Genomic DNA, 13,050 nt, shown 5'->3' with positions numbered 1-13,050 from the left:
ACTGGCCCGTCTGGCAAAAACGGGCAGAAACGCGACATTTTTTGTTGATCTCCAGCCCTTCAGGTCCTAAAGTTCGCGCCGAACGTCCATGCTGGAAACGATCCATCCGGCTCAAGTACTGACGACGAGACAGCAAGGCCAACCGGGGATGCATGACCGGATGGCCTTTTTGCTTTCGGTCAACGGCCTTGGGAAGTAGGCGAACCAAAGTGGGGATACGGAGGACGTTCATTTGCACCCATTGTTTTTTACCGTTTGCCAACAGGAGTCCCCCGCATGTCGATCCAGGTCGAAGACTATTTCGAGAAAAGCACCTTCGCCAAAATGAAGGCGTTCGCCGACAAGCAAGAAACCCCGTTCGTGCTCATCGATACCGCCATGATCAGTCAGGCCTACGATGACCTGCGTGCCGGTTTCGAATTCGCCAAGGTTTACTACGCGGTCAAGGCCAACCCGGCCGTCGAAATCATCGACCTGCTCAAAGAGAAAGGTTCGAGCTTCGACATCGCCTCGATCTACGAGCTGGATAAAGTGATGGACCGCGGCGTTGGCCCGGATCGCATCAGCTACGGCAACACCATCAAGAAATCCAAGGACATTCGCTACTTCTACGAGAAGGGCGTGCGCCTGTACGCGACCGACTCCGAAGCCGACCTGCGCAACATCGCCAAGGCCGCTCCGGGTTCGAAAGTCTATGTGCGCATTCTGACCGAAGGCTCGACCACCGCTGACTGGCCTCTGTCGCGCAAATTCGGCTGCCAGACCGACATGGCGATGGATCTGCTGATCCTGGCCCGTGACCTGGGTCTGGTGCCTTACGGCATCTCCTTCCACGTGGGTTCGCAACAGCGCGACATCTCCGTGTGGGACGCCGCGATTGCCAAAGTGAAGGTGATCTTCGAGCGCCTGAAAGAAGAAGACGGCATCGAACTCAAGCTGATCAACATGGGTGGCGGCTTCCCGGCCAACTACATTACCCGCACCAACAGCCTGGAAACCTACGCTGAAGAAATCATCCGCTTCCTGAAGGAAGATTTCGGTGATGACCTGCCGGAAATCATTCTGGAACCGGGCCGTTCGTTGATCGCCAACGCCGGTATCCTGGTCAGCGAAGTCGTACTGGTTGCACGCAAGTCGCGCACCGCCGTCGAGCGTTGGGTCTACACCGACGTGGGCAAGTTCTCCGGCCTGATCGAAACCATGGACGAAGCCATCAAGTTCCCGATCTGGACCGAGAAGAAAGGCGAAGTCGAAGAAGTCGTGATCGCCGGTCCAACGTGCGACAGCGCCGACATCATGTACGAGAACTACAAGTACGGCTTGCCACTGAACCTGGCCATCGGCGACCGCTTGTACTGGCTGTCCACGGGTGCGTACACCACCAGCTACAGCGCTGTTGAATTCAACGGCTTCCCGCCGCTGAAATCGTTCTACATCTAAGCGTCAGCGCTCATAAGAAAACGGCATCCATTGAGATGCCGTTTTTTTTGCATTTCAAAAACTGAATCGCAGGATATAGGCGAACGTGTAGTCCACCAGACGTTGCGCCTCACGGGCAGAACTGGCAGCTGATTGACAGGACACCTTCATACGCCGAGGTGACTGATTTGCCTTCAAACCCCGGACTTCCCGAACCGTGGCGTTCAGAAGGCCAGACAGGCGTGAGCAATAAGCGCCCATATTGCCTGCCGAGAGAATCGTCGTGTTGTAAGCGCGTCGATGCCATTCAAGGCTGCTTCTTGCCGAGGCCAGACGGCTCTCATCTCTTAGCGCGCTGTTGAGTGTCTCGGGAAGTGTTCTGGAGGCTCCTTTGATCAGCAGCCCTTTTCGTTTCGCGTATTCGTACGTCCTCATGTTCATGAAGTCCATGAACCGGGGGATGGTCTGTTTGGCGCAAACGATGATGCGCTCGCATTCTGCCTGTTGTCGTCTGAATGCCTCTTCGTGACGTGACAGGTCCTGCGTGATTTGCCTGATCCGGCTGTCGAACGGGTTGCTGTCCAACAGGGAAATCGCCTCGCTCAGTGTCTTCTTGGTGTCTTGGTGGATCGCGCGAATCTGCGTCGCACTGGTGCGCCAGAGCGGAGCGCCCTGCCGCGCCGTCGCAACGGTCTGATCCATCGCGGGCTCTTTGTATTTGCCGTACTCGGCCTGTGGCACCAGGTCGAGTTTGATCTTGAAGGCTTCGATGTACTGAGGAAGCTTATCGAGATAGCCGATGTTGAATCCAAGATAAGCGACGTCTTCGGAATCGATGAGATGCGTTGTCATTGTGCGCCCTCCTTGGCGTTACAGATGGTCATTGATGCCCGTAATCTCTGCGGAACTCACGGTCGGCGTCTTTGAACACCTTCAGCAACAGGTCCGCCTGGGTTTTGATTTGCTCCCAGGGCTTGGCGACCTGATTGAAAGCGTTCAGCAAACGACGAAGACCCAGTGTGCTGTCGATCTTGCCTGCCTCTTGAACCGAATGTTTCAGGTACGTGTCCAGGGCCGCCCATACGACCGCCATGTTCGTGGTCGCAGTGTAGGCGTCGACAATGACCAGATTAAGGTCCTGCACATCATTGCGTACCCGCTGCAATGAGGCGTGGATAGTGTTTTTCTGCGACAACAGATCGATGCTTTTCTCTTGTTGCAGGCGCAGCGCATTGATCTGTTTGCGCACCTTGTCGGCATCGATGCCGTAGTAGATGCCCAGGCCAATCAGCGCAAAACTTGCGCCAACCGATTTCTTGACCAAGGTCTGGTATTCCCGCTGCATTTCCTCGATATCACTGGCACGTCGATTGATGGCGTTGTTCAGGTCACGAATGTCCTGAGGCAACGAGTGGGTGTCGATGCTTTTTAACTTGCCCGTCAAATCACGCATCACGTCCGCCGACAATTGATCGGAGAAAGTATCGAGGCGACGTTTGAGCGCCACTGTCGCATCCTGGCGGCGCAGGACGAGGGTAGCTACCTCTTGAACGTAGTGCAGGAAATCCGCGTGATCTTCCGGAGCCAATGCTTCGGAAGACTTGGCCTTGATTTCGTCGTAAAGCTGCTGGGCAGCTTTTCCATACACCTGCATCTGATCGGCGAATACCCACAACTCACTGCCGACGTTCATGAGGTCGGTGCGAAGCGGATTCCATTGTGATGCATGACGATGAATGCGGCTGAAACTTGCCTGAAAATCCTTGGCTTCGAGATTAGGGCCCGCACCTTTTTCGTAACCGAGATACCCGACAACCTCTTTAAGCGTCGTCGGCAGCGCGAGGCCATAGGTTTCATAGCGCTTCAAATTGATCAATTGTTCTTTCGTCAGAATGAGGCCGGGCGCGCGAACGGCTTCTTTATCCGTGCCCGCCGCCGCAGCGATCAATGTGCCAGGCAGGCGCTGCGCCAGATCAAGTTTCTCCGTGCGAAGGGGTGCGTCATCCAGTCCATTGGAAGGGTTCATCATGTTGATCCTGTCATGAGAGGAAGTGCGAGAGAGGCAGGGCTGGTGTGAGTCCAGCGGCCTCAGGTAAGAAGCCGGGACGAACAGGCTTCGCTCTTCCCGGCCGGCGCTGTTCAGCGCTGAAGATGAATGTCAGGGGATCACTTTCAGATGTTTCGCCAGTGCCAGCGCGTCTACGATGAGTTGAGCGATAGTGTCCTGATTCTCAGCATTGACAGCGCTGTGCGTGCTCAGGAAAGAGCGCTTGGCGGTAACGATTTTTTCGAACTCGGCGATGTACTGCGCGCGGTGATCGTCGAAATCATGGCATGCGACGATCAGCTGTTTTTTGGACGTGACCAGACGCAGTTCATGGGCCTTTTCCTGAGTGCTGGCGATCAGCGCATCGATCTGCTTGCGCAGCGCGTTGCGGGCTTCGACCATGCCGAGGTAGTTGATCAGGCCTTCGGCTTTTTCCAGGATCTGTTGCACCAGTTCGATGGCGCCTTCCACGGCAATCAGTTGCGGTGGTGTCATGCCCAGTTTCACCAGCTCCTGCGCGGTCAACGCTGTGTCTTTCGCCAATGCGCTGAAACCCTTGGCTTCGATCACCGCCATTGCGTCTGTCAGCGCTTTTCGCTTTTCTTCCAGCGCAGTCTGGCGTTCCTTGATTTCCAGCACTTCCGACGGCAAACGCGCTTGATCGTCTTCGAGTTGCTTGATGTACGACTGGGTGGCGGCGCGGTCAATGGGACTTGCCAAGGCGGTTATCAAATTGCTGAGCGTCATCTCTTTCTTGCCGACGATACCCAGGATGGTTTCAACTCGATGAACGATGTCCTCGATGATTTCTTCCTTATCGGACTCGGGGGCGCTCTGGAACTCCTCATGAAGTTCGCGGAGTGTGCCAACGTTGATGCCTAACAGGATATCCATCGATTGGGCGATGTCGCGAAGCTTGGAATGTGCGTTACGTAGCGAACGATCCAGATCAGAGATTCGGTTATGCAATGATGGCAAGTACTGCGTCTGGGTGAAAAGCCGCTTCACCTCAATGGTGGCGTTCGATGCTTGGGTCTTCGCCTGTTGCAGCGCGTGGATGTCCAATTCGGGGTAATCGGCGCGGGTCGGGAATCGGGAAATAGTGCTCATGGTTTAAACTCCGTAATCTTCTCTGAATTCGCGGTCAGCTTCAGCAAACACGCGTTCTAATTTTTTGGCGTCCACCTCGATGGTTTCCCACGGTTTAACCACCAGGTTGAATTGATTTTTGAACCGGCGCATGGACAGCGCATCGTTGATGCCTTTGACTTCAGCTGCGGAACTGGCGATGAATGTGCCCAGCGAGTTCCAGACACTGATCAGGTTCTTGGTGGCGATGTCAGCGTCAATCACGATGAGGTCAAGGTTCTGAAAGTCCATCCGAACCCGGCCAAGCGACGCCAGGATCCGGTTCTTTTGCGCCATCAGCGCGATGTCCTTTTCCTGCTCTTCGGTCAACTTATTGCGTTCTTTTCGGATCTTTTCGGCTTGAACACTGGAGTAAATCATCATGACCAGATTGCCCGCGACGGCACCGATGGCCTGCTTGACCAGTTCTTTGTATTCCTTGTTTTTCTCTTCGATGGCCAGTGCGCGGTTATCGATTTTTACTTGCAGTGCTTTGATTTCGCTACCGAGCTTGTTGTTGTCAATGAGTGACAGCTTGAACTTGATGGCTGGGCCTACTTGTTCAGACAATTGTCTGCCAAACGCGTCAAGACGCTGTTTGATACGAAGGGCTTCAGTTTCCTGCTCTTTCACTTTATTGAGAACCTGGTCCAGGTAATAACCCAGGTCATTGCGATCTTCGGCCTCAATGCCCGGGAATTTTTTGCCCAGCTGAAGTTCGACTTTGCGCAGGTCTTCAAGTGTCTTGATGTTGTATTTTTCGATCAGACCCAGTGTCTTTATGTCGTCGAAGACCTCTTGCATGCTTGCGCCATAGACCTGGATGGAGCCGGCGAACACCACGAGTTTGGTGTTGACGGTCAGCAGATCTGTGCGCAGAGGATTCCACAGTCGGGCGTGGCCGTTGATGAGTGTGAACGTCTGCTGAAAGTCAGCAGCCTCCAGGCCACGGCCCGCGCCCCTTTCGTAACCCAGATAGGCAATGACGTCTTTCAGAACGGTGGGGAGTGCCAAGCCGGCAATCTCGTATTTCTTGAGGTTTTTGACCTGCTCTTTGGTCAGGATCAGCCCGGTGTCTCGGGCATCGTCTTGCGGGGTCGCTACCGATGAGCCAAACAGTCTCGCAGGATCGTTTGCTGCGTCGGTCGCAAGGTTTTCTGCAAATTGAGACATATCATTAGTCCTTTAATGATGTCGCGTTACTTTTCTGAAGTTAATAAATGCTTCAGATGCAGAGTGTTTAATGTGTCTGCACGAGAAGGAGATTAAGTTGTGCTTTTGAAGAGGTCAAAGCGGAAAAATAGTCTGTGCCTGTAGGACAATTCAGGATTGTGAAAGAGAGAGTCGAGTTCGCTCAATTAAATCAGGGGGGGAAGATGTGATTGCAGGTGTTTTGAAATTTCATTCAGGCAAACCGAGTTACATATTTCGCCCCTCAATCGTTTAAAAGTGCACGATATTCCGCCGCGTCTTCCTGATTGCCCATCTCTGCCGCACGTTGATGGTAATCCAGTGCCAAGGCGCGAACCTGCGGGTGCCTCGCTTGCAACAGCGTCTTGCGGCTCACGCGCAAGTAGTTGAGGTTGCCTATTTGAAGGGCTGTTTTTAGCCAAACGACCGCTTCTTCGATTCGCCCATGATCGGCGAGCACGGCGGCATGGCTGAACTGCCCACGAAAATCACCAGCCTCTGCCGAGCGGCGATACCAGTCGTGCGCGGCCTGCACGTCCTGTTCACAACTCACGCCTTCTTCGAGATAGCGGCCCAGCAGGTTCATAGATTTGGCGTGACCCATGTGCGCAGCCTTGCGATAACACGCCAGGGCGCGGGCCTGATCCTTGTTGACGCCGCGCCCGGTCGCCAGCAGATTGCCGTAGTTATAAAAGCCCCAATCCAGTTCGACTTCTGCGGCTTGCCGGTAATACTCGGCAGCCTTGGTGGCATCGGGTTCGCAGCCCCACCCGTGCTCGTGGCAACGCCCAGCCATGTTGGTGGCCATCGCATGACCGTTGCGCGAGGCGATCTGAAACCAGATCAGGGCCAGCGCTGCGTCCTGTTCGATGCCGGTGCCGTCCAGCAAAATCTGACCCAGCAACGCCTGAGCCTCGACCATGTTCTCCTGCGCCGCAATCAGGATTGCCCGCGCTGCGCTTGCAGGGTTTTCCTGAAGCATGTCACGCAGTTGTTGGCCGTTCAGCACGTCTTCCCGTCGCAGTGTCCAGCTCATGAGTCAGACCTCGACCCATTGGCGCAGCAGGTTGTGGTAGGTGCCTGTGAGTTGAATTAATGACGGGTGATCGGGCACGTCACGGCTGAGCTGTTGAATGGCCGTGTCCATTTCGAACAGCAGCGTGCGATGACCGTCGTCGCGCACCAGGCTTTGCGTCCAGAAAAACGACGCGTAGCGGGCGCCTCGTGTCACGGCGTTGACTTTGTGCAGGCTGGTGGCGGGGTAGAGCAGCATGTCGCCCGCAGGCAGTTTGACCGAGCGGGTGCCGAACGTGTCCTGAATCACCAGTTCGCCGCCGTCATAGTCGTCCGGGTCGCTGAAGAACAGCGTCGACGACAGATCAGTGCGCACGCGCTCGATGCTGCCCTTGGCCTGACGCACGGAATTGTCGATGTGGAAATCAAAACTGCCGCCGCCGGTGTAGCAGTTCACCAATGGGGGAATCACCTTATGGGGCAGGGCGGCGGACATGAACAGCGGGTTCTGCCACAGCCGCTCAAGCATCGCGGCGCCGATTTCCTTGGCCAGCGGATGACCTTCAGGCAATTGCAAATTGTGCTTGGCCTTGGCCGACTGGTGCCCGGCGGTGATCTTGCCGTCCGCCCATTCGGTCTGCTCCAGGGCTTCGCGGATGCGCAGCACTTCCTCGCGAGTGAACAGGGCGGGAATGTGTAGAAGCATGGCCAAAGCTCAGGTGCAAAAAGGTAACGAATGGTAGTGATTCTTATTGGCCGTGTAAAACCCTGCGAGCCCTTGTAGACGAATGAGCGACGAAAATCCGTAAAGCTAAATTGTAAAGATTGTAAGTTTTATGCGAATACAAATTATTCCCAACTATATTTCGCGACCTCAACATTCCTTGGGGAAGGAAATCATTTATGTCGCGCCTCTCATTACAACCGTCTGTCAGCTCACCACGACTACTCGTCTCGGCTATCGGCATGGCCGTGACTGCCATGTCGGCCTCGCAGATGGCCCATGCAGCCGAGGAGTCAGAGAAAGCCAACAGCGGTGCCATTTCGCTGGGCGCGACCAGCATTACCGGTGAGGCCCAAGACTCCACCGACTACAAGACCGAAAAAAGCGCTTCGCAGAAATACACCGCGCCGCTGAAGGACACGCCGCGTTCGGTCACCGTCATTCCTCAGCAAGTGCTGAAAGACACCGCGGCCACCTCGCTGCAAGACGCGCTGCGCACCGTGCCGGGCATCACCTTTGGTGCCGGTGAAGGGGGCAACCCCCAGGGCGATCGTCCGTTCATTCGGGGGTTCGACGCGCAAGGTGACACTTACATCGACGGCGTGCGTGACACCGGTGCGCAGAGCCGTGAAATCTTCGACATCGAATCGATCGAAGTGAGCAAGGGCCCGAACTCGGCCATGGGCGGTCGCGGTTCGGCGGGCGGCAGCATCAACCTGGTCAGCAAGTTGCCGAAAGCCAACGATTTCACCAACGGCGCGTTCACCTACGGCACCGACCAGACACGCCGTTACACCCTGGACGTGAACCGCAAGTTCCTCGACACCGCAGCGTTCCGCTTGAACCTGATGAGCCACGAGCAAAACGTTGCCGGCCGCGACGCGATCAATTACGACCGTTGGGGCGTGGCACCGTCGGTGACCTTCGGCTTGGGCACTGAAAACCGCCTGAACCTCAGCTACTACCACGTTGAAGGCAATGACCTGCCGGATTCGGGGATTCCGTATGGCTACGGCTCGAACTCCCCTACGGCGCCCCATGTGCACGACAAGCCCAACGACGGGGGCAACAGCAACAACTTCTATGGCCTGAAAGATCGCGACTTCCGCAAGACACGCAGCGACATCTCGACCATCAGCTTCGAGCATGACTTCAATGAAGACATGACGCTGAAGAACACCTTCCGTCATGGCAACGTGGGGCAGGACTACATACTGACTCAGCCGGACGACAGCCAGCACAACGTCAACACCCGTGGCACCGTCTGGCGCCGTGCCAATGCCCGGGTCAGCACCACTGAAACCACGACCAACCAGACCGACCTGTTCGGCCAGTTCCAGCTGTTGGGGTTCAAGAACAGCTACTCCACCGGTATCGAACTGACCCGCGAAGTCAGCAAGGTGAGCGGTTATACCTTTGCCAACCCGGCGAACACCAACCCGACGGCAGCCTCTCCGGGTGGCGTCGGTTGCCAGGTGGGTGAAGTCTACGGTGGCACTTGTACGTCGCTGAGCAATCCGAATCCGGATGACGCTTACGGTGGCACCATTGCCCGTAACTACAAAGGCACCAACACCATCGGCTTCACCCGTTCGCTGTATGCCTTCGATACCATCGAGCTGAGCCCGCAATGGCAGGTCAACTTGGGCACGCGTTTCGACAATTTCGATACCTCGGCCAAGGCTGACAGCCTCACCGCCGCGACCACTCGCAGCAAGAACAACAGCAATTTCTGGAACTGGCAGGCGGGTATCGTCTACAAGCCCGTCGAGAACGGCAGCATCTACACCTCGTTCGCGACGTCGGCGACCCCGCCGGGCGGCATGCTCAACGAAGGCATTGATGGCAACGGCCTGGTTGCGGACGGCGGCACCCTGACCAGCGACCTGGAACCGGAAACCACCAAGAACTACGAGATTGGTACCAAGTGGGACTTCCTCAATGAGCGCCTGTCGCTGACGGCGGCGGTGTTCCGTACCGAGAAGGAGAACACTCGGGTATTGGTGAGCAGCAACACGTACGAGAACGCCGGTAAATCCCGCGTTGACGGTGTGGAACTGTCCGCCAGCGGCAAGCTCACCGACCAATGGCAAGTGTTCGCAGGCTATAGCTATCTGGACAGCGAACTGGTGTCTTCCGGTCTGGTCGGCCGTAACGGTGCTGTGACGGCGGGCGCCGCTTCGCAGGATGGCAACGAAATGCCGAACACGGCCAAGCACAGCGCCAGTCTGTGGACCACGTATGACGTTACCCCGAAGCTGACGATTGGCGGCGGCGCGTTCTACGTCGGCCAAGTCTGGGGTGATACGGGCAATACGGTCTACGTACCGTCCTACACCCGCTACGACGCCATGGCTTCTTACAAGCTGACCAAGAACGTCGACCTGCAACTGAACGTGCAGAATCTGACCGACAAGACCTATTACGACAAAGCTTTCTCGACGCACTTCGCCAACCAGGCAGCCGGTCGTACCGCTCTGCTGACCACCAACTTCCACTTCTGATAAAGAAGCGGAATCGAGAAGCCCCACCTGCCCTTGGCGGGTGGGGCTTTTGTGTGTCGAGCGAGTGATGGTTTTCGCATGGCTTGCGGACGTCGTCGAAATTGGGCTTGGCGCAGCTGTTTGTGTCCTGCCTGAAAGCTAATAAAGAATCAGCCACGCATGAGAATGCATTCCGTTTGTGCGCATAATGCGCGCTGCAGCGGGTTATCGAGGTGATCGAGGGTGTTGAAGAAGGTCCTGTTTCAAGTGCATTGGTTCTTCGGGATCACGGCGGGTCTGGTGTTGGCGCTGATGGGCATCACCGGGGCGCTGTATTCCTTTCAAGAGGAAATCATTGATGCGCTCAATCCCGACACGCTGTTCGTGCAGCCGGGCGAACATCGTCTGTCGCTGGCCGAGATGGTCAGCAAAGTCGAAGCACAGGGCCATGACACGGTCTCGATGTTTCGTATCGAAACCGAGGGCAACCGGATCGCTCAGGTCTGGTTCAAACCCGCCCCCGGCGAACGTCGGGGTGTGATGCACAATTTCGACCCCTTCACCGGCGCATTCAAGGAAGACGCGGTCGGTCAGGATTTCTTCGGTTTCATCCTCAACGTGCACCGCTTCCTGGCCGCCGGTGAATACGGCAAGCAAGTCACCGCCGCATGCACGCTGATCCTGCTGTTCTTCTGCCTGTCCGGTTTGTACCTGCGTTGGCCTCGCCAAGCGTTGAACTGGCGCGTCTGGCTGACGCTGGACTGGGCGAAGAGGGGGCGCAGCTTCAACTGGGACCTGCACTCGGTGTTTGGCACCTGGTGCCTGATCGTTTACCTGCTGCTGGCGATCACGGGCCTCAACTGGTCCTACGACTGGGTCAGCAATGGCCTGAACACACTCATCGGCGACCCTCCCGTGGCGGGCGAACAGCGCCGTGGCGGGGGAGGGCCGCGACCTGGGCCGGGCCCGAAAGACGCGACACCTGTCGATACTCCGGCGCCGGACTACGCTGCCATTTGGGCCACGATCCAGAAAGCCGCTGGCCCGGACCTGAAGACTTACAACCTGCGCATGCCTCAGGCGCCGGGTCAGATGGCAACGGTCTTCTACCTTCTCAAAACAGCGCCGCACCCGCGTGCGCTGAACCAGATCACCCTCGACCCGGTAAACGGCCAACTGAAAGCCAACACGCGCTACACCGACAAGGGCTACGGCGCGCAGCTGCTGGTGAGTAACTACGCGCTGCACACGGGCAGTTACTGGGGCCTGACCGGGCGTCTCGTTATTACTCTTGCTGCGCTGATGATGCCGCTGTTTTTCATCACCGGCTGGTTGCTGTATCTGGACCGACGTCGCAAGAAGCTTGAAATCCGCAATGCTCGGGGCGAGGTCGCTGGTTCGACACCTGGCGCTTATGGCAGTCAAGGCCCGGCGTGGCTGATTGGCTTCGCCAGCCAGAGCGGTTTCGCCGAGCAACTGGCGTGGCAGACGGCGGGGCAGTTGCAGTCGGCGGGTTTGCCGGTGCGCGTGCAACGGCTGGCAGACGTGACGGAGCAGGACCTGAATCAAAGCCGCAACGCCTTGTTCGTGGTCAGCACGTTTGGCGACGGCGAGGCGCCTGACAGCGCACGGGGTTTCGAGCGCAAGTTGTTGGGTCGCCCGCTGGACCTGGAAAACCTCAATTACGCAGTCCTGGGGTTGGGGGATCGTCAATATCAACAGTTCTGCGGGTTCGCTCAGCGCCTGCACGACTGGTTGACCGAACGTGGCGGCAACACGCTGTTTGCCCCGGTTGAAGTGGACAGCGGCGACAGTGCTGCCTTGAAACATTGGCAGCAACAGTTGGGAGAGCTGACTGGCTCGACACCGGCCAACGCGTGGACAGCGCCGGAGTACGAAAACTGGGTGCTGGCGCAACGGGATTGGCTGAACCCTGGCAGCGTTGGTTCGAAGGTGTTTTTGCTCGGTCTGATTTCAGCTTCCGACACGCAGTGGCAGGCCGGTGATCTGATCGAAGTGTTGCCACGCAACGCATCCTTGGCGGTCGAGCGATTCCTGGCCGGGTTGGGCATTGCAGCGGACACTCCGGTCACGGTCGATGGCTTGAATGAAACGCTGGGTCAGGCGTTGAGCAGTCGCCAGTTGCCTGCCAATCGCAGCCATCTGGTCGGACTGCACGCGCAGGCGCTGGTCGACGCGCTGGTGCCGTTGGCCATGCGCGAATACTCGATTGCGTCGATTCCCGAAGAGGGCTCGCTGCAACTGATCGTTCGTCAAGAGATTCATCCTGACGACAGCCTTGGCTTGAGTTCTGGCTGGCTCACCGAGCACGCGGCCGTGGGAGACGCGATCAGTCTGCGGGTACGTCGCAACAGTGGTTTCCACTTGCCGGCCGAGTCGGTCCCCATGATTTTGATCGGTAACGGAACAGGACTGGCGGGGCTGCGCAGTTTGCTCAAGGCCCGCATTGCCCAAGGCGAACCACGCAACTGGCTGCTGTTTGGCGAGCGTCATCTGGCTCACGACTTCCATTGTGGCGATGAGCTGAACGGCTGGCTGGCGTCGGGTGATCTGGCGCGGCTGGACCTGGCGTTCTCCCGTGATCAGGCGCAGAAAGTCTATGTGCAGGATCGCCTGCGGGAAGCTGCTGACGAGCTGCGTGTCTGGCTGGCCGAGGGGGCCGCGATTTACATTTGCGGCAGTCTGGAAGGCATGGCGACGGGCGTTGATGAGACGTTGAGGGCGTTGTTGGGAGAGCAGGCGGTTCAGGCGCTGATCGAACAGGGGCGCTATCGCCGGGACGTTTACTGAGGGGGGTAGCGGTTTTCAGAGGGTGGATGGCGTACAGAGATTTTCCGTGCGCCTTGGATCTCCTGTGGGAGCGAATTCATTCTGGGCAGCATCCGACGAGGGGCGAGTACATCCGACACATCTCTAGCGTTCAAAGCATCTTTCGCGAATGAATTCGCTCCCACAGGGACAGTGGCGCTGACGAGAAAATGGGGGCTCAGCTGAATCTCCTGTGGGCCCGGTGTACGTGTCAC

At 57.2% G+C, this 13,050-nt stretch carries 9 protein-coding genes; 3 read left to right on the top strand and 6 right to left on the bottom strand.

Translation table 11 applies throughout. The features are described 5' to 3' along the window. The first annotated feature begins 276 nt into the window (after positions 1–276). Entirely contained in the window at positions 277–1,440 is a 1,164-nt protein-coding gene (locus GVN17_RS03190) for a type III PLP-dependent enzyme (protein WP_166593760.1), read from the top strand. A 54-nt stretch (positions 1,441–1,494) separates the two neighbouring features. Here GVN17_RS03190 and GVN17_RS03185 read toward each other — a convergent pair whose 3' ends face one another. From GVN17_RS03185 to GVN17_RS03160, 6 genes are all read right to left on the bottom strand, one after another. After that, entirely contained in the window at positions 1,495–2,271 is a 777-nt protein-coding gene (locus tag GVN17_RS03185; RefSeq protein ID WP_166593759.1) for a hypothetical protein, read from the bottom strand. Positions 2,272–2,299: 28 nt separating this feature from the next. Next, positions 2,300–3,367, bottom strand: a complete 1,068-nt coding sequence (locus GVN17_RS03180) for an alpha-xenorhabdolysin family binary toxin subunit A (protein ID WP_166593758.1) — start codon at positions 3,365–3,367, stop codon at positions 2,300–2,302. A gap of 210 nt (positions 3,368–3,577) precedes the next feature. Continuing rightward, the gene (locus tag GVN17_RS03175) at positions 3,578–4,576 is read right to left on the bottom strand and encodes an alpha-xenorhabdolysin family binary toxin subunit B (RefSeq protein WP_166593757.1); all 999 of its coding nucleotides are present in this window, start codon (positions 4,574–4,576) and stop codon (positions 3,578–3,580) included. A gap of 3 nt (positions 4,577–4,579) precedes the next feature. Then, positions 4,580–5,767: an alpha-xenorhabdolysin family binary toxin subunit A gene (locus tag GVN17_RS03170; RefSeq protein WP_166593756.1), complete on the bottom strand. Its 1,188-nt coding sequence runs from the start codon at positions 5,765–5,767 to the stop codon at positions 4,580–4,582. A 262-nt stretch (positions 5,768–6,029) separates the two neighbouring features. After that, on the bottom strand, positions 6,030–6,821 hold the full coding sequence (locus GVN17_RS03165) for a tetratricopeptide repeat protein (protein WP_166593755.1): 792 nt from the start codon (positions 6,819–6,821) through the stop codon (positions 6,030–6,032). 3 nt (positions 6,822–6,824) lie between these two features. After that, positions 6,825–7,505 (bottom strand): Fe2+-dependent dioxygenase, encoded by a 681-nt coding sequence (locus tag GVN17_RS03160; RefSeq protein WP_166593754.1) that lies wholly within the window; start codon positions 7,503–7,505, stop codon positions 6,825–6,827. A 197-nt stretch (positions 7,506–7,702) separates the two neighbouring features. Here GVN17_RS03160 and GVN17_RS03155 point away from each other — a divergent pair, with 197 nt between their 5' ends. Further along, entirely contained in the window at positions 7,703–10,027 is a 2,325-nt protein-coding gene (locus GVN17_RS03155; protein ID WP_166593753.1) for a TonB-dependent siderophore receptor, read from the top strand. Between the two features lie 225 nt (positions 10,028–10,252). Next, on the top strand, positions 10,253–12,817 hold the full coding sequence (locus GVN17_RS03150; RefSeq protein WP_166593822.1) for a sulfite reductase flavoprotein subunit alpha: 2,565 nt from the start codon (positions 10,253–10,255) through the stop codon (positions 12,815–12,817). The last annotated feature ends 233 nt before the right edge of the window (positions 12,818–13,050 follow it).

Source organism: Pseudomonas sp. SLFW, from assembly GCF_009905615.1.
Lineage (GTDB): Bacteria > Pseudomonadota > Gammaproteobacteria > Pseudomonadales > Pseudomonadaceae > Aquipseudomonas > Aquipseudomonas bambusae.
Note: the sequence above shows the minus strand (reverse complement) of the source record. Positions and strands in the feature narration are given on the sequence as shown.